Genomic DNA, 17,228 nt, shown 5'->3' with positions numbered 1-17,228 from the left:
CGCCGATGATGGCTGCCGAGATGCGGTCCTGCTGCCCGAAAGACCACCCTTGACCCAGTTCATCGATTTCGGCCTCTCCCAGCCTGTCCTGAAGGCGCTGGAAGAGGTCGGCTACACCACGCCGACGCCGATCCAGGCGCAGACCATCGCGCCCGCCATGGAAGGCCGCGACATCTGCGGCATCGCGCAGACCGGCACCGGCAAGACGGCGGCCTTCGCGCTGCCGATCCTGCATCGCCTCTCGCTGAAGCGCACCCGCGCTCCGCGCCGCGGCTGCCGCGTGCTCGTACTCTCGCCGACCCGCGAACTCGCCAACCAGATCGCCGAGAATTTTTCGGAATATGGCCGGCACCTGCCGCTGACCAGCACCGTCGTGTTCGGCGGCGTTACCATCAGCCGCCAGGAGCGCGCGCTGGCCAATGGCGTCGACATTCTCGTCGCCACGCCCGGCCGCCTGATCGACCTGATCGAGCGTCGCTCCCTCACGCTGGAAGGCGTCGAGATCCTCGTCCTCGACGAAGCCGACCAGATGCTCGACCTCGGCTTCATCCACGCCCTCAAGCGCATCGTGAAGATGCTGCCGCCGGTGCGCCAGAGCCTGTTCTTCTCGGCCACCATGCCGAAGAACATCGCCGGCCTCGCCGAGCAGTACCTGCGCGATCCCGTCCAGGTCGCGGTCACCCCGGTGGCGACCACGGCCGAGCGCGTCGAGCAGCAGGTGATCTTCGTCCATACCGGCGCGAAGCAGGCCCTGCTCAACCACATCCTGCGCGATCCCGACTACGAGCGCGTGCTCGTCTTCACCCGCACCAAGCACGGCGCCGACCGTGTCGTGCGCGGCCTGGAGAAGGCCGGCGTCAATGCTTCGGCGATCCACGGCAACAAGTCCCAGCCGCAGCGCGAGCGGGCGCTCGCGGCCTTCAAGGACGGTTCCTGCCGCGTGCTCGTTGCCACCGACATCGCTGCCCGCGGCATCGACGTCGAGGCGGTCAGCCACGTCGTGAACTACGACCTGCCGAACGTGCCGGAGAGCTACGTCCACCGCATCGGCCGCACGGCCCGCGCAGGCAAGGCTGGCCTCGCCGTCTCGTTCTGCAACGACGAGGAGAAGGCCTACCTGCGCGACATCGAGCGGACCACGCGCCAGAAGGTGCCGGTCGGCGCCTTCCCCGAGGGCTTCAACGCTCCGTCGCGGCAGGAAGCCAGCGAGACCGCAGCCGAAGAGGCTCGCCGTCCGCCCCGCCAGCCGCATGGTCGCCCCGGCCAGCGCCAGGGCCGTCCCGGCGGTGGTGCTCCGGGTGGCCGCAACGGCCGTCCTGGCCATCGCCAGGAGCCCGGTCGCCAGGGTCGTCCCGATGCCGGCGGCCAGCAGGCCCGCGGCCCGCGTCCGGATGGACGCCAGGGCGAGCGCCAAGACCAGCGTCCCGGCCGTTCCGGCGAGCGTCAGGACCAGCGCCAAGGCCGCCCCGGCGGTCATCAGGGCCAGCGTACCGACAGCCGCAACGATCGCCGCGGCGATTCCCGTCCGGGTCAGGGCCGCAACCCGCGTCCCGCCGGCGGCGCTGGTGGCGGCGAGGGCCGCAACATCGGCTGGCTGGAGCGCTCTCCGCGTTCCTGATCCAGTCCGGATGAACCGATCAGGGGCCGTCGGGTCCGAGCGTTGCCGCTCGGGCTCGGCGGCCCCATCTTTTTGCGTGAGGCCATGGCGGCCGGGAGAGACAGCGCATGCGCTTCGAACTGTATCGGGATGCCGGCGGCGAATGGCGCTGGCGGCTGCGGGTCCAGAACGGCAACGTGATCGCCGAGTCCGGCGAGGGCTACGTCCGCCGCGAGGATTGCGAGCACGCCATCGGTCTCGTGAAGAAGAGCGGCGACGCCAAGACCGTCGACATGACCACGAAGATCGCCTGATCCGCGCCGCCGCAATGGGAGGCCGCTACCAGAGCCCCGGGCATCCCCGAGGCCGGTGTGGGTGCGGCCTCGGTGGTGCCGTCGGGACGGTTCCTTAACCATACGTGCCACAGGATCCGCATCTCTCGGGATGCGGGCCGATGCTGAACACCGTTCGTGCGCTCCTTGGTGGAGTAGTCCTCCTCGCGATGCCGCTGTTCGGTGCCGTTCCCGCAGCGGCCGGCGATTGCACGGCCCAGGCCGTCGAGGTGCTGAGGGCTGGATCGTCGAACGGCTACGCGATCTTCCGGCAGGTCAAGGACAAGGCCTTCTTCCGCGCGTGGCTCGATTGCAGTGACGCGCAGTTTTCGCTGCCGACGGCGGTGCACGAGTCCGTGCACATGATCACCGGCGATACGGATGCCTATCCGCTGATCGGGGGTGGGGCGGTGAAGCGCCCGCGCGAGAGCAGCGTTCTGTTCGCGCCCAGTCGGATCGCCCGCCAGTTCCAGCCGAGCCTCTTCGTGGACACCTATCTGCGCAAGGGGAGCGCGAGCTCGGCGACAGATTTCCGCTACCTGCTCGACGAACTCAACGCCTACACGCACGACCTCGATGCTGCGATCGCGCTTAAAGACCGCCGAGACCCGGACGTCCAGCTCTCGCACCGAGACGGACTCGCGGCGCTGATGAGCTTCGTCGCGCTCTACATCGAAGCTGCCGAGAACGATCCAGCCGCGTGGGATGGGCTGACCCGCCCCGACACCGCCGCCGCCGTTTCGACCCTATGGGGTCAGGCGGAGCGGACCATGGCCTCGTCCTGCCGCATTCCGGATTTCGGCACGGAAGACAAGGACTTCCTCACCCGGCTCTGCGCGGCGAAACCGCAAGCCGCACTCGGGCGCCTGCTCGGGCGTGCGCCGGTCTGCCCGAAGGCCTGTCTGTCCGCCCTCCCGAGGACGGCCAGCCGCGATTGAGGGGGCCGAGCCGACGGCAGGGCCCCCGCTGAGGGATCGGATCCTGCCTCAGCGGCAGCCGCAGCCGTAGTAATAGTTCTGCACGCTGTTGGTGCGAACGTACTGAGCCGGCAGGCGCTGCACGCTGGAGACGTTCACGTTGTGGATCACCGGCACCGTGTGATGGTGAACGCGGGTCACGGTATGGACCCGAACGATCGGGCGGACGCGCGTGACGTTGTAGATGTAGCGCGTCTTGTGATCGTAATGCGTGCGGTTGACGTCCCGATACTGTGTCCGGTTCGAGACCTTGTTGACGGTCTTGTAGTGATAGACGGGAGAGACGGGGCCGCACTTCCTGCAGCCGGCCTGTGCTTCGCCCGACGTGCCGACAAAGGCCACGGCCGCAATCAAAGCGACACAAACGGCCGTGATCGCCTTCATCATGTCTGTATTCCTTGAATAAAAACCTGCTTCAGTGTCGGCCTACCAAACGGGGTATCGGGGTCCAAGCCGAATCCACGATCTACGTAATGTTCGGAGTGGATCTCCTGGGGGCGTTCATCCCTCCTGCGCTCAAGCCTCGCGCGCCGCCCTCTTTCGCTTGCGCCGCGGGTTCTCCTCGGCCGTCGCGTTGAGCCAGATGACCATCACGGCCGATGCGAGACCCGCGAGGCCGAGGGCCAGGAACGCCCCCGGCCAGCCGAGCCAGCCCTGAACGAGGCCGCCATACCAGGCCGACAGCGCGCCTCCGGCACCCTGGATCGCGTTGAGAGTGCCGAGCGCCGTCTGCGTGCGGCCAGATTTCCAGGTCAGGTCGGCGACCACCACAGGCACCGCCACGCCGACGATCCCGGATGCGACGCCGTCGAGCACTTCGGCCGAGATCAGCCAGAGCGGATCGTCGATGAAGGCGCAGAGCCCCGCGCGCAGCGGAAGCGCGAGACAGGCGATGATGAGGATCCATCGACGCCCCTTCCGGTCGGCCAACGTCCCGGCGAGATAGGCGACCGGCACCATGACCAACTGCGCCACCATCACGTAGGTCGCCGTCCAGCCGGTGCCGTAGGGCGAGACTGAGACCAGCTTCTGGCCGAGCAGGCTCAGCATGCCGCCATTCCCGAGCTGGAACAGGGCCAGGGCCAGGGCCAGGACCAGCAGCCGGCGATTGCGGAGCGCTTCCGTCGTCGACGAGCGCCGAGGCTTGTCGTCGCCCTCGTGATCCTCCCAGCCGACCGCCCGGCGCGATTCCCAGGCGCCCCCCGGCATCGTCACGGTGGCGATGATCGCTGCCGCGGCCATGGCGCCGAGCACCCAGAGCGAGATCGCCGCGCCCCAATAGGGCGTGCCGAGGGCGATGATCCCCGCTGCCGTGAGGATACCGACATGGTTGAAGGCTTGGTTGCGCCCCTGCTGGCGCGGATAGGCCTTCTTGCCGACGAGCCCCAGCGTCAGCGCGTTCACGGCGAGGAGCAGCAATGTGCCTCCCGCCGCGGCCAGCGACTGTGCCGCCAGCACCAGCCAGAAGCCCTGGGCTGGCAGCAGCAGCAAGGTCCCGCCGAGGATCGCCGCGCAGGATGCCGCAATCAGCAGGCGTGGGCGGCCGAACTGGTCCACCAGCGCGCCGAAAGGTCCGCTCAGCAGCAGGACGCCGATGCCCGACAGCGTCGTGACCAGCCCGATCCGCGTGGGGCTCCAATGCGCCGTTTCGGCGAGCCAGGTCCCGAGAAACGGCCCAAGCCCTCCCTGGATGTCTCCGATAAACAGGTTGATCAGGGCGAGATGGCTCGTGGGCGACATCGAGGCTCCGTCTGGCCGCGAGGGGGGCGTGGAGGCGCCCCGATCGCGGATGATTCCTAAGGCCGGGCGCTAACCGGCCGCAGACCGGAATCGATCACCCGATGATCGGTTCCGGCATCGGATTTCGCTTTTTGGCTGGATTCGCCTGACCAGCCCCACGGTTCGGTCGGCGCGGCTCTAAATCCGGCCCGGTCCCGCTCGTCCTAGCCATATGGACTTGAGCGAGAAACAGCGGTTTCTGTTGTTGGCGTTGCGGCGTGGCCCCGTGATCTTCACGGGTCAGGAGCCGCAGGACGAGCATCTCGCCATGCTTCAGCTCTGGATGCAGGGCCTCGTCGACCGCGAGGACCAGGAGCAGCCCGGCCCGATCAAGTGGCGCATCACCAAGCGCGGCGCGACCGAGGCGGCGCAATTGCTGCGGTGACGGTGAGCCCGCGCCTGCCCTAGGCGAGCGCGTCGCGCTCCTGCTTCAGCAGGCCGATCAGCCGCTCGGCGAGCTGGCTGACCGGCCGTCCCGCCGGACGAAGCAGCATCGTCTCGATCGGCAAAGCGGGCTGGAACGGCCGCAGGGTGACGGCGGCTCCCGCCAGTTCGCGCGCCGGCACCGGATCGACGATGGCGAGCCCCATCCCCTCGGCGACGAGGCCGCATCGCGCCGCCGTGTATTCCGCCATGAAGACGAAGCGGGGCGTCACACCCGCCGCCGCGAAGATCGCCTCCACCGACTGCTGGAAGACGCCGGCGCCTCCCGAGATCAGCGGCTCGGCCGCGAGATCCTCCACCGAGATCGCGCGTTTGCGCGCCAGCGGATGCTTTCGCGGAATCGCGCAGACGGCCTCGACTGTCATGAAGGGCTCGGCCTCGACGTCGGTATAGCCGGTCCGCGGGCGGGCCAGGCCGATGTCGCACTGGCCCGACGACGCGCAGGACCAGATCGTATCCGGGCTCGGCACGTGGATCGATACGCGGGCCGTCGGCAGGTCTGCATTGAGGCGCCTGATCGCGCGCGGCAGCAGCCTCGAAGCCAGGGACGGCTGACAGGCGACGCGCAAGGTGCCGGTGCCGCGCTCGCGGATCTGCCGGGCGGCGTGGCGCAGGTGATCGAGCCCGGCATAGGTCTGCTCGACCTCGTGACCGAAGGCCTCGCCCTCCTGGGTCGGGCGCGCGCTGCCGTGCCCGCGCATGAACAGCGGAAAGCCGATTTCGGCCTCGAGCTGCGCGATGGCCCGGCTGACATGCGGCTGGCCGATACCGAGAGCGGTGGCCGCGCGGGTCATGCCGCCATGCCGGAGGACCGCGCGAAACACGTCGAGATGGGTCGGGTTCATCATGACTCGTTCGCATGGATAAGGCGCCATGCGGCATTTGACGGCATGGCGATGGCCATGGTGTCAAGGTGCGCGAAGCGGCTCATAGCCGCGACCAAGCGGTGGATGACCGTGCGATGCTTCAGATCCTGCTCCCCTCGGCTCTCGCCGCCCTCGCCGGTGTCAGCATCGTCGTGCAGCAGGCACTGAACGCGAACCTGCGCGTCGCGCTGCACTCGGCGGCTTGGTCGGGTTTCGCCAGCTACGCGGTCGGCCTAGCCTGCATGGCGATCCTGGCGCTGGCCCTGCGCGATCCGCTGCCATCGGCAGCGGTCGCCTCGCGCATTCCGTGGTGGGGCTGGTTCGGCGGTCTCTTCGGCGCGATCTTCATCGCGCTTGCCGTCTTCCTCGTGCCGCAGATCGGCGCTGCGACCTTCATCGCGCTGCTCATCGCGGGTCAGATGATCGCCTCGGTGGGCTTCGACCACTTTGGCGTGCTCGGCCTGGAGCAACGCTCGGTCGACCTGCCACGTCTGCTCGGTGTCGCGTTGCTGATGAGTGGGGTCGTGCTGATCCGCCGATGATAGGCGCAACGCGGCGGCAGACGTCTCTCTGTCGCCCTAGGACGGCGCGTGGCGCGCCCATCGTATCGACGCGCCCCTGTCGCGAGCGCGTCGAAACATGGTCTGCGGACCCCGGCCGGTCTCAGCCGACCAGACTTGCAGGCACAGCCACGACGACGTTGGCGGCGGGGGCCTGCATGGTGAGGACGACGCCGGCCTTCGGAAAGTCGAGCTTGGCGCTCCCCCCGAAGCTGTGCACGAGGCTGCGCTCGATCAGGCGACTGCCGAAGCCGACGCGGGTCGGCGGCTCGACCGCCGGACCGCCGATTTCCTCCCAGCGGAAGCACAGGCGCTCCTCGCCCTCGACCGTCTCGATGTCCCAGCGGATCTCGACATGGCCCTCGGACTTGGAGAGAGCGCCGTATTTCGCGGCATTGGTGCCGAGTTCGTGCAGGATCAGCGCGAGCGTCAGACCCGGGCGTGGCCCGAGCGTCACGTCGGGCCCGGAGACGACGAAACGGCCGGGCTCGCCGTCGCTGTGAAGCGCGATGGCGGTGTCGACGAGGCCGCGCAGATCGGCGCTCGACCAGGCTCCCTGCATCAGCACGTCGTGGGCCTGGGCGAGCGCCAGCAGGCGCGCGCCGAGCGCCTCGCCGGCCTCGTCCAGGGAATGCGCGTTGCGCAACGTCTGCGTGGCCACCGCCTGCACCATGGCGAGCGTATTCTTCACCCGGTGCGCCATCTCGTGCATCAGCACGGTCTGGCGGTTCTCGGTCTGCTTCAGCTCGGTGATGTCGCGCGAGACCGCGAGCAGCCGCTCGGGGCGGCCGTCGTCGCCGTTCATCGGCGCGACGACGATGTCCCACCATAGCAGCGCGTCGGCATTGCCGCCCGTGTCGAGGGCTGCCTGGAAGCGGCAGGTGCGGCCGCCCCGCGCCTCTTCCAGCGCGCCGAGCACGGCGTCGCGGCTCTCCGGCAGGTGCCAGACGTCGGACCAGGGCCGGCCGACCGCATGCGCGAAGCCGGCCTTGCCGAAGATCGGGATCGCCACCTCGTTCATCGAGATCAGGCGGCCATCGATGTCGAGCACGCTGATGCAATCCGTCGTCGAGGCCAGAATGCGGCGATTGAACTCTTCGGTCGCGCGCAGCTGAGCATTGATCTCGTCGGTTTCCGCAGCGCGCATCACCTCGGCCTCCGACTCGATCCGGAGCGCCGCGACGGACCGGCCCATGCCGGTCTCATCCGCATGGCGCCGCTCCGCATTCACGTAGATGTCGTTTGCACTGAGGGGCCGCTGCGCGAGCAGCTTGCGAAGATAGGCATTCTCGGCCTCGAGAATGGCTCTTCGATTGGTGCGGGACATGCCCGCCGAAACGATCGTGGTCTCCAGCACCGAAGCCCCCCGGGTTCGGCGCATTGGCCTTCGATGGAATCGATCGGCCGCCGCGCTTGATGCGCCGACGGGCGGATGGGGATCTGCTCACCTAGCTTCGAGGGGATAGACGGCTTGAACGCCCGTTTCTCACCCCGCCGCGCTACCTGTTGCATCCCGCGAGTCGGTTGATAAGTGACCATATCACGATGCCGTGACTCGGCAAGTGATGTGTCAAGTTTTCGTAAATGCAAAAAAGTCTTATCCGCAGCCAAGGTTGCTGTTGGATACTGTAAAATGCCGACTCGACTCTGTTTGCCGACGCTGCATTGCAACCTCACCGAATCGGGGTGGTGAACGGTCGTACGACATCATGCGGATCCGTGCTCCTGCACGATCCCGGCGACGAAGGGAGGGCCTTTGGCGAGGGACGTCTCAGCGGTTCCGGCCGAGAAGCACCAGCCAGCCGATGCCGACCACCGACACGGCGAGAGCGATCAGGACGAAGACGGGCGTGCCGAGGTCGATCAGCCGAGGCGCGAGCTGCGTTGCGAAGGCGGCGACGACGAGGCCGACGGCCACGCGCGCGGCGCCACGCTCGATGCCGCGCACGAGCTTGTCCATGCCCTTCAGCTCGATCTCGACCGTGACCTTGCCCTGCTTGAGGCGCACCAGCAGCAGGTGGATCAGCGTCGGCAGCTCGGAGGCCGCGCCGTAGAGACCGGTCCCGAGCGCCTCGGCCTTCTTCAGGAGAGCCCGCGCCGAGAAGACGCTGCGCATCGAGGCGCGCACGGTGGGGCCAGCGGCCGAGAACAGGTCGAAATTCGGATCGAGCTGGCGCATCACGCCGTCGGCCGTGACCAGACCCTTGAACAGGATGGCGAGGTCGGTGGGCATCGCGAGGTCGTTCTCGCGGGCCATGGTCATGAAGTCGGTGAGGACCAGCCCGAGATTGAGCGGGATCGACGAGTGGGTCTGCACGAAGTTCTGGGCGCTCTGCTCGAGCTTGGTCAGGTCCGGCGCGGTGGGGCCGGTCCAGTCGAGAAGCGTGGCCATGAGGCCGTCGACGTCCTGTTTCAGCATGGCGCCGATGAGCACGAGCAGTTGCTGCCGGCGCTTGTGCGAGAGCCGGCCGACGATGCCGAAATCGATGAAGCCGATGCGGTTGCCCGGCAGGATCAGCAGGTTGCCGGGATGCGGATCGGCGTGGAAGACGCCCTCGATCAGCGCCATGCGCAGGAAAGCGTCGCAACCCTTCTGGGCTAAGACCTTTTTGTCGGCGCCCATGGCGCGCAAGGCCGCGGAATCGTTCGGCGAGACGCCGTGCACGAATTCCTGCACGAGCACCCGCTCCGAGCACCATTCCCAATGAATCTTCGGGATCAGGATGTCGTCGCGCTCGGCGAAGATGCCGGCGATCATCTCGCAGTTTCGCGCCTCGTTGAGCAGGTCGAGTTCGCCGTTGATGCCGGCCGCCAGGTGCTTCATCTGCTCCTGTGGCTGGTAGCGAGCCATCTCCGGCCATTCGGTCTCGACGATGCGCGCGCCGTGACCCATCAGCCGTAGGTCTGCCTCGATGATCTTCTTCAGGCCCGGCCGCAGTACCTTGACCACGACTTCTTCGCCCGTCTTCAGCCGCGCCCTGTAGACCTGGGCGATCGAGGCCGAGGCGATCGGGTTCACGTCGAACTCGGCGAAGATTTCCTGCGGCGGCGCGCCGAGATCGGTCTCGAGTTGCGGCCCGATCATCTCCCACGGGATCGGCTTGACCTGGCTGTGCAGCTTTTCGAGCTCGTCGGTCCAGATCGGGGAGAGCAGGTCGGGCCGGCTCGCCAGGATCTGGCCGAACTTGATGAAGGTCGGCCCGAGCGTCTCGATAGCCCGGCGCAGGCGCTCGGGCTGAGACAGCCGCGTCACGTCCACCCGCGGCGTGCGCCGCGGGATCAGCGGGATGTTGCGCAGGCCCAAGCGATCGACGGCCTTGTTCAGGCCGAAGCCGATCAGGACCGAGGCGATCTCCGAGAGGCGCTGACGGTCGCGCGCGGCGACAAAGGCTGTCTTCAGCATGAGGTTGGGATGGACCCGGTCTCGGGGATTGGCAAGCGTAGGGCAGGAGCCATGAGCCTGGGGCTTTTTTGCGGAGCGGGCGAGTTTTCGTCGGGCGCAATCGACGGCATCGGCATAGTGGCCGAGCGCTTCGCGAATGTCTTGCGGTTATTGAATTTGGCCGGCTTCGCTGTCGGGACGGCGACAAAAGTCGAGCATTGCGACGCCCGCTGTCGGAATTTCAGTCCTGCCTGTAAAGAAGCCGGCGGCCGGCCGAGCCCCATCGATTCGGCTGTCCTTCGGACGTCTTGGCCCGATTTCCTCTTTCTCTTTGGTGAGCCATGTCGAGCACGTGGATCGTTTTGATCGTCCTGGCCGTCGTGCTGGTCTGGTTCGTGATCACCTATAACGGCCTCGCCACGCTCAAGCAGCGTGCGGCCCAGGCCTTCGGCGACATCGACGTGCAGCTGAAGCAGCGGCATGACCTGATTCCCAACCTCGTCGAGACGGTCAAAGGCTATGCCGCTCACGAGAAGGGCACGCTGGAGGCCGTCGTCCAGGCGCGCAACGCCGCCGTCGCGTCGAAGGACCCGGCCCAGATGGCACAGAACGAGGCTCAGCTTCAGGGGACGCTCGGGCGCCTCATTGCGTTGAGCGAGGCCTATCCCGACCTCAAGGCCAACACGAACTTCCAGGCGCTCCAGGGCGAACTCTCGGCGATCGAGGACAAGCTCGCGGCCGCCCGGCGTTTCTTCAACAACGCGGTGGCCGAATACAACGCCGCCATCGGCTCGATCCCGGCAGTGCTGTTCGCAGGGCCCCTTGGCTTCAAGCCACAGAGCTTCTTCGATGTCGGCGAGGGCGCCCGCGTCCAGCTCGACACGGCCCCCTCGGTGAAGTTCTGAGCGGAGCCACGGCAGTTCGATGCTGCCTGCCTTCGGCCTCTACACGCATATCCGCCAGAACGAGGTGCGCTCGCGCGTCCTCGTCGCCGGGCTGTTCGGGCTCAACCTCGTTCTCGCCTACGGTATCGCGCTGATCCTGAGGGGCGTGAGCGCGAACTTGCCGGCGGGCGCGCGGCCGGGACTTTCGGCCTATCTTCACGCGGCTTTTCACGACCTGCTCTGGATCGGCCCGCTCTCCTTCGCGGTGACCTTCGCCTGGCTGTTCATCGCCTACCACGCCCATCGCACCATGATCTCGGCGACCGTCGGTGCGCATCCCGTGGCGCGCGAGGAGGCTCTGGATCTCTATCGCCTGCTCGAGCCGCTCTGCATCTCGCGCGGCATGACGATGCCGGCGCTGTTGGTCGCCGACGATCCGGCGCTCAACGCCTACGCAACCGGGCTCAACCCCGAGCAATACGCGATCACGGTGACGACGGGCCTGCGGGAGGCACTGACCCCGCGGGAGATGCAGGCGGTGCTCGGCCACGAGCTCACCCATATCCGTAACGACGACGTCCGCACGATGATGATCGCCATCGTCATCGCCGGCATCTTCGCCTTCGTCGCCGAGGCCGGCTACCGCACCGACATGCTGCGCGGGCTGTTCAGCGGAAACCGGGACGGCAAGAACCGCGCGGGCGCGCTGCCGGCCATCCTGATCGGGGCGCTTCTGATCGCGCTGGCCTGGATCCTGTCCAAGCTGATCCGCTTCGCTCTGTCGCGATCACGCGAATACGTCGCCGATGCCGGCGCGGTGGAACTGACCAAGGATCCGGACGCCCTGATCTCGGCGCTGATCAAGATCTCGGGCCGCGGCGACCTCGTCCATGCCCCGTCTGGCGTGATGGAGCTGTGCTTCGACAATCCGCGCGTCGGCTTCACGGATTTCCTGGCGACGCATCCGCCGATCGAGGCGCGGATCGATGCGCTGGTGCGCTATGCCGGCGGGCGGCTGCCGCCGCCCGTCTGACCACGGGGCGGCTTTACGGAGCCCGCACCATTTCCAGCGGCTTGCCGCCCTCGGCTTTGGCGTAGCTCTCCGGTCCGGAGGCCTCGAATCGCAGGGAGGTCTCGGGCTCGCCGTAGAGCATCAGCGCGATGTCCTCGACATGGGCACTGTTGAGCTTGAGCTTCGCGATGGCGGGATCACAGGGCATGCCGGCCTTCAGCGTCAGGTCGGTATCGCCATCCTTGGCACCCTTCGACAGTGTGACCGTGCAGAGCGCCGGGCCTCCGGGACGTCGCAGGACCCAGGCGCCCACCAGGGCCGCGGCGTAGGGCGCGCGGTCCACACCCGGCTTTGCGCGAACGATGTAATGGACCGGCGGCTTCTCGTAGCTCGTCTTCATCAGCGTGGTTTCGTCCTCGCCGAATGCGAGCAGGATCTTGCTGTCGGCAGCGTAGAGACGGACGCCCCCATCGAAGTCCCACGCGACCGCTTTCGCGACGGTTGGCAGGCGCGTGGCGCAATCTGCGGAGGGGCTCGCGCGCCAGATCTTGCCGACGGGCTCGCCGGCCAGCGTGATGCGGCAGCCCGGTTTGCCGTCATCGGTGGCGACGAGCCATTCGCCGAGCGTATCCTTGATGAAATCGGGCATGGGGGCTGCCTTCGCGCCCGTGCCGAGCACGAGCACGATCGCAGCCGCGAGGAGGTGACGGTGCATGGCGGGCGGCCTCAGTTCAGCTTGACCAGCTCGACGCGCCGGTTCTTGGAGCGGCCGGCCTCGTCGTCGTTGCTGGCCGTCGGCGCCACCATGCCGACGCCTGCCGCCTTCAGGCGTTTGGCATCGACCCCGTAGCTCGCTGCGAGCACCTTGATCACGGAATCCGCGCGCCGGCGCGACAGGTCCACATTGTAATCGTAGGCACCCTGGTTGTCGGTGTGGCCGACGACGATGACTGCGAGCTTCGCATCCGCCTTCATCAGTGCAGAGATCTCCTGCAACGTCGGGGCGGATTCGGGCTTCACGTCGGTCTTCGCCGTATCGAACAGGATGCCGTAGAGCGTGACCTTGCCGGTCGAGCCGATGCTCTTGGCCATCTCGTCGGCCTTGACCGTCGTCATCTTCTTCTCGCGTGCCTTCGGCTCCAGGATATGCACGAGGGCGAAGGTGCGGCCGGTCACCGGCTTGCAGGTGGCGCCGCCATCGGCCTGGAAGGTCTGGACCGTGATCCAGGTGTCGCCGTCCGGCCCCGGCTTCCTGCCGGTGAAGTAGCGCTGGTCCGAGATCCAGCTCGTCAGGGCGCATTGCCCGATCGAGAAGGGCGCATCCTTCACGTCGGCGGCGTGGAAGAAGTACATCATCAGGCTCGACCGGCCGCCGCCGCCATAGGACGAGCGCTCGTGGTCGCCGCCGCAGGTCTCGGCCTTGCAAGAAAACAGCACTTCGCCGCCCGCAGCCTCCAGCTCGTCCTGGTAGTTGCGCATGACCTCGAAGGGCGAGCGCCCGTCCGGGATCCAGTAGGCGAGCCGCGTCAGCCGGCCCTCGAGTTCCTGCTGCTGCTTCGGCGCGAACAGTGTGTTGTTGTTGACGTCGCGCCGGTCGGTTTCTTCGAGCTTCGAGAGCGGCGCCTTGAAGTCGCTATAGGCGAAGCCCGCGGAGCTGATGATGAAGGAGCCCTCGTAGCGCTTGAGCGTCGGGCTGTCCTTGGCGCCGGGGATGTCCTTGGTCGGGATCGGCGCGTCCGCGGCGAAAGCAGTTCCGCCAAATGCCAGCGCGGAAAGAACGCATGCCTTGAGTATCGACGACTTGATCACGCCAGCAGCCCCCTGCTTCAGGTCTCGGCTGGGATTTGATTCCCGGCACGCGGGGATTGCCTTTATAGAGGAGCGCTCAGGCTGTCACTGCGGGGTGCTTCACGGGATTCGCGTCAACTGGCGATCGAGAGCTTGCGTCGAATATCTCATCTCACGTTGTCTTGCTCGGATTTGATGTTTCCTGCCTGTGCAGCGGCCCGCTGCTTGGCTGGGCGCGTCTGCCGGCGCACCGAGCCGATGGGCGCGTCGATGCCTGCAGGTGCGTTTTGGCGTGTGTAGGCATCGCTTCACAGTGGCGGCTCGGTCATATCTTCGCCTACAACGGCAACGATTTGGGCCGCGCTGCCGGGTCGTCACCGACGAGTCCGGGCAACTGCCAGGGAGTTTCCAGTGACCGACCACAAGCGGCGCATCACCATCACGGCCGCAGCGCTTGCGGCACTCGTCAGCGTGGCCGGACGGGCCGAGGCCGCGCAATGCGGCAACTCCGCCGGCGGCTTCGAGAATTGGAAGCAGGAATTCGCGGCAGAGGCGCGCGGACGTGCCAGCGCCTCCAGCCTTCAGGCCCTAATGGGCACCTCCTATTCGACGCCGACCATCGCGGCCGATCGCGGCCAGCACAGCTTCAAGCTCTCGCTCGGCGAGTTCATGAACCGCCGCGGCTCGACGACCATTGTCTCGCAGGGACGCCGGATGAAGGCCGCCAACGCGGCGCTCTTCTCCTCGATCCAGCAGCGTTACGGCGTGCCTGCCGGGCCGCTGATCGCGATCTGGGGCATGGAGACCGGCTTCGGAAAGGTGCGCGGCAACGTCAACACGCTCTCCGCCGTGGCGACGCTCGCCTATGATTGCCGGCGCTCGGCCTACTTCACCGACCAGCTCTACGCGGCGCTTCAGCTCATCGATCGCGGCGTGATCACGCCCTCGACCCGCGGCGCCGCCCACGGCGAGGTGGGGCACACCCAGTTCCTGCCGAAGAACATCCTGCTCTACGGCACCGGCGGCGACCTCAACAACGTCGCGGCTGCGATGACCTCGACGGCAAACTTCCTGAAAGGGCATGGCTGGCAGCCGGGCCAAGGCTACGCCCCGGGCCAGCCGAACTTCGCCGCCCTCCAGGGGTGGAACGCGGCCTCCGTCTATCAGCAGGCCCTCTCGATCATGGGCCGCCAGATCGACGGCGCAGAGTAAGATCCAAGTCGTTCTGGGCCCCACCACAGGCGAGAGGCCAAGGACGGCGATATCCTGATCGTACAGCCAAGCTTGGTTGGTGATCGGCGACAGATTTCTGGAGGCTCGGCGACCATGCCGGGCCTCTTTTGATTCGGCTCTGGCCTGTCGGGACGCCGCCGCGGGGCCGATTCTGCGCGGCAACCGTCCGGCAAATCTGCTTTCGAGGGGTCATCTCCCCCTCTGGAGACGCGAAACGCCCCGGTTCGGCCCAGATTCACCATGCTCCTGCCCCACAAATGCCCGGCGACCTCGGCTGTTTGATGCATGGCGGATTCACCGGGCTGCCAGGTCCGGGGCGAATCTCGCGAGGCGAGGAGGGCCGGCGCTCCGGATGACGAAGCTTCCCCAACCAACGGTGGCCGAGATGGCTCGCCTGTCGGGCCGCTACCCGATTCTGGTGCGCAGCGCGTTCGTGGCGCTCGCCGGGCTCGGCGTCGTCGGCGGTCTCACCCATTCGAGCCGAATCGCCCCCTCCGGCGCCACGCCCGCGGCCCCCCAGGCCGCCGCCGAGCTGCGCCAGAGCCTCCCGGCCCTCGACTACGAGTCGATCAACCTCCTGCGTAGCGCGCTCATCGCGCAAAATGCGCAGCCGCTCGATGCATCCGAGCCGGCGAAATCGGCCGCCGCCGTCACCGGCTCCAACGCCACGCCCGACATCGCATCGGCCGAGGCCGTCGACCCGTTCACGCAGCAGGCGATGGTCGAGCCGCCGCCGGCCACCGAGCCCGAGCCGCCCACCCCGTCCGTGACGGATCTGCAGACCGGCGACCGCCTCGTGCAGACCGTGCCGCTGCCGGTGCCGCGCCCGCCCGAGCTGCGCGGACCGAATCCGTTGCAATATTCCCGGCGTGCCGCGCGCCGCGTAGCCGCTGCTGCCCCGCCGTCGCAGGCCCCGCAGGAAGACACGCGCTCGTTCTTCGACAAGGTCTTCGGCATCACGCCCGAGCCGCAGAGCCCGGCGCTCGCCTATGCCGCGCTCAACCAGCCGCCTGTGGCCTCGGCCATCCCGCGCCAGGTCGCCCCGGCACCTCCGCCTTCGGGCGGCGGCGTCGCCGTCTACGACATCAGCGCCCGGATCGTGACGCTCCCGAGCGGCGAGAAGCTCGAGGCCCATTCCGGCCTCGGCGAGCACATGGACAACCCCAGCTCGGTTGCGATCAAGATGCGCGGCGCGACGCCACCGGGCGTCTACGACCTGACCGAGCGCGAGCAGCTCTTCCACGGCGTCAGGGCGATCCGCCTCAACCCCGTCGGCGGTGCCGGGGCGATCTATGGCCGGGCGGGACTGTTGGCCCACACCTTCATGCTTGGACCAAGCGGGGCCTCGAACGGCTGCATCTCGTTCCGCGACTACAACCGGTTCCTGCAGGCCTACCTGTCCGGTCAGGTCGCCCGGGTGGTCGTGGTACCCGGCAATGGCCAGGACAGGGTGCCGGCCGTCGCGTCGCGCGGCACCGTACGGACGGCGAAGGCCGGCGATTAGTCGATGCCGTCATTCCGGGCCGTGGGCCCGGAATGAGACCAGCGGCTGTCGGTCAGTGCTTGTGGCGTCTGGCCGCCTTCGGCGCTCCGCCTTCGACCGTGAATTCCACCACACCGGTCCCCGCCTTCTCGAAGTGCAGGATGCTCTGTGCGGTCAGGCCGGGCTCGAGTGAGCCGATCAGCCCGACGAACATGATGTGTGGCCCGCTCGGCGAGAGGGTGATGGTCTCGCCCGGCTTGATCACGAGGCCGCCCGGGATGTCGCGGGTCGCCTTTCCTGCGCCGGACACGATGGCGAGGCGGTTGGCGTCGGCGAAGGAGCCGCCGATCAGGGTGTCGGGGGCGCTGCCGGTATTGGTGACGGTGAAATAACCGGGCGCGTCCTTGGCACCCTCGGCCGTGGCCGGTGCGTGGGCGTTGGAGATCTTGAACGGGCCGATCTCGGCATCCGCTGCAAGCGCGGCGCCCGGACCGCCGAGGATGAGGGCCAGGGTCATCGCGAGAAGCGTGGTGGGTGTCTGTCTCATCGGGTCCTCAGGGTCGGTCGACGTGGACGGGCAGGTCCGTCATCGCAAGCACGTCTCGTGCAACCGGCTTTCCGCATCGGCGGCGCCTGCGGCTGCAGCAGATGGCGCGACTTGCGGCCGAGATTGCGGCAGTGATCCCGGCGGAGCTGCGACATCTCGGCAATGCCGCATCACCGTTCTGACATGGCCGGAACGGGTCCCCCCGATCCGAAAAGAACGGCCGACTCTAAATTCCGTGCCCGGCTGCGCGTCTCAATCGTGACCCCACACCTCCGGCACGCGCCGGCGGACTCGTGCGGTCGAGCTCCAGTGGCGATGAGTTCCTGCGCATGCGAAGCATCACG

The 17,228-nt window shown here is 67.6% G+C and carries 17 protein-coding genes; 9 read left to right on the top strand and 8 right to left on the bottom strand.

The features are described from left to right. Positions 1-49 precede the first annotated feature (49 nt). The 3 genes from HCU64_RS01820 (at position 50) to HCU64_RS01810 (ending at position 2,867) form a co-directional block, all read left to right on the top strand. Positions 50-1,618: a DEAD/DEAH box helicase gene (locus HCU64_RS01820; RefSeq protein ID WP_233382083.1), complete on the top strand. Its 1,569-nt coding sequence runs from the start codon at positions 50-52 to the stop codon at positions 1,616-1,618. A 107-nt stretch (positions 1,619-1,725) separates the two neighbouring features. Continuing rightward, positions 1,726-1,911, top strand: a complete 186-nt coding sequence (locus HCU64_RS01815; RefSeq protein ID WP_233382082.1) for a YegP family protein — start codon at positions 1,726-1,728, stop codon at positions 1,909-1,911. Positions 1,912-2,051: 140 nt separating this feature from the next. Then, on the top strand, positions 2,052-2,867 hold the full coding sequence (locus HCU64_RS01810; protein WP_233382081.1) for a hypothetical protein: 816 nt from the start codon (positions 2,052-2,054) through the stop codon (positions 2,865-2,867). A gap of 48 nt (positions 2,868-2,915) precedes the next feature. Here HCU64_RS01810 and HCU64_RS01805 read toward each other — a convergent pair whose 3' ends face one another. After that, positions 2,916-3,293 carry a hypothetical protein gene (locus HCU64_RS01805; protein ID WP_233382080.1) on the bottom strand — a complete coding sequence of 126 codons (378 nt, stop codon included), beginning with the start codon at positions 3,291-3,293 and terminating at the stop codon, positions 2,916-2,918. Between the two features lie 129 nt (positions 3,294-3,422). Beyond that, a complete protein-coding gene (locus tag HCU64_RS01800; RefSeq protein WP_233382079.1) occupies positions 3,423-4,646 on the bottom strand; it encodes an MFS transporter in 1,224 nt (407 codons plus the stop codon). A 217-nt stretch (positions 4,647-4,863) separates the two neighbouring features. Between HCU64_RS01800 and HCU64_RS01795 the strand changes: the two genes are divergently transcribed. Beyond that, positions 4,864-5,070: a hypothetical protein gene (locus HCU64_RS01795; protein ID WP_233382078.1), complete on the top strand. Its 207-nt coding sequence runs from the start codon at positions 4,864-4,866 to the stop codon at positions 5,068-5,070. 19 nt (positions 5,071-5,089) lie between these two features. Here HCU64_RS01795 and HCU64_RS01790 read toward each other — a convergent pair whose 3' ends face one another. Further along, positions 5,090-5,977: a LysR family transcriptional regulator gene (locus HCU64_RS01790; protein WP_233382077.1), complete on the bottom strand. Its 888-nt coding sequence runs from the start codon at positions 5,975-5,977 to the stop codon at positions 5,090-5,092. A gap of 113 nt (positions 5,978-6,090) precedes the next feature. Between HCU64_RS01790 and HCU64_RS01785 the strand changes: the two genes are divergently transcribed. Further along, positions 6,091-6,537, top strand: coding sequence for a DMT family transporter (locus HCU64_RS01785; RefSeq protein WP_233382076.1), 447 nt, complete (start codon positions 6,091-6,093; stop codon positions 6,535-6,537). Between the two features lie 121 nt (positions 6,538-6,658). Here HCU64_RS01785 and HCU64_RS01780 read toward each other — a convergent pair whose 3' ends face one another. Both HCU64_RS01780 and HCU64_RS01775 read right to left on the bottom strand, forming a co-directional pair. Next, on the bottom strand, positions 6,659-7,936 hold the full coding sequence (locus HCU64_RS01780; RefSeq protein WP_233382075.1) for a sensor histidine kinase: 1,278 nt from the start codon (positions 7,934-7,936) through the stop codon (positions 6,659-6,661). Between the two features lie 390 nt (positions 7,937-8,326). Then, positions 8,327-9,958 (bottom strand): ABC1 kinase family protein, encoded by a 1,632-nt coding sequence (locus HCU64_RS01775; RefSeq protein ID WP_233382074.1) that lies wholly within the window; start codon positions 9,956-9,958, stop codon positions 8,327-8,329. Between the two features lie 320 nt (positions 9,959-10,278). Between HCU64_RS01775 and HCU64_RS01770 the strand changes: the two genes are divergently transcribed. Both HCU64_RS01770 and HCU64_RS01765 read left to right on the top strand, forming a co-directional pair. After that, a complete protein-coding gene (locus HCU64_RS01770; RefSeq protein ID WP_233382073.1) occupies positions 10,279-10,842 on the top strand; it encodes a LemA family protein in 564 nt (187 codons plus the stop codon). Positions 10,843-10,861: 19 nt separating this feature from the next. Then, the gene (locus HCU64_RS01765) at positions 10,862-11,854 is read left to right on the top strand and encodes a M48 family metallopeptidase (protein WP_233382072.1); all 993 of its coding nucleotides are present in this window, start codon (positions 10,862-10,864) and stop codon (positions 11,852-11,854) included. Positions 11,855-11,867: 13 nt separating this feature from the next. On the opposite strand, the gene HCU64_RS01760 is transcribed toward HCU64_RS01765, so the two are convergent. Together HCU64_RS01760 and HCU64_RS01755 are read right to left on the bottom strand one after the other, a co-directional pair. After that, complete coding sequence (locus HCU64_RS01760; protein WP_233382071.1) at positions 11,868-12,548, bottom strand: AprI/Inh family metalloprotease inhibitor; 681 nt, start codon at positions 12,546-12,548, stop codon at positions 11,868-11,870. A gap of 11 nt (positions 12,549-12,559) precedes the next feature. Then, positions 12,560-13,642 (bottom strand): OmpA family protein, encoded by a 1,083-nt coding sequence (locus HCU64_RS01755; protein ID WP_233382070.1) that lies wholly within the window; start codon positions 13,640-13,642, stop codon positions 12,560-12,562. A gap of 390 nt (positions 13,643-14,032) precedes the next feature. Here HCU64_RS01755 and HCU64_RS01750 point away from each other — a divergent pair, with 390 nt between their 5' ends. Together HCU64_RS01750 and HCU64_RS01745 are read left to right on the top strand one after the other, a co-directional pair. Further along, the gene (locus tag HCU64_RS01750) at positions 14,033-14,833 is read left to right on the top strand and encodes a lytic murein transglycosylase (RefSeq protein ID WP_233382069.1); all 801 of its coding nucleotides are present in this window, start codon (positions 14,033-14,035) and stop codon (positions 14,831-14,833) included. Positions 14,834-15,206: 373 nt separating this feature from the next. Beyond that, positions 15,207-16,358: a DUF2778 domain-containing protein gene (locus tag HCU64_RS01745; protein ID WP_233382068.1), complete on the top strand. Its 1,152-nt coding sequence runs from the start codon at positions 15,207-15,209 to the stop codon at positions 16,356-16,358. Positions 16,359-16,410: 52 nt separating this feature from the next. On the opposite strand, the gene HCU64_RS01740 is transcribed toward HCU64_RS01745, so the two are convergent. Beyond that, entirely contained in the window at positions 16,411-16,884 is a 474-nt protein-coding gene (locus HCU64_RS01740; protein ID WP_233382067.1) for a copper chaperone PCu(A)C, read from the bottom strand. Positions 16,885-17,228 lie beyond the last annotated feature (344 nt).

The organism is Methylobacterium sp. C25, assembly GCF_021352225.1.
Lineage (GTDB): Bacteria > Pseudomonadota > Alphaproteobacteria > Rhizobiales > Beijerinckiaceae > Methylobacterium.
Note: the sequence above shows the minus strand (reverse complement) of the source record. Positions and strands in the feature narration are given on the sequence as shown.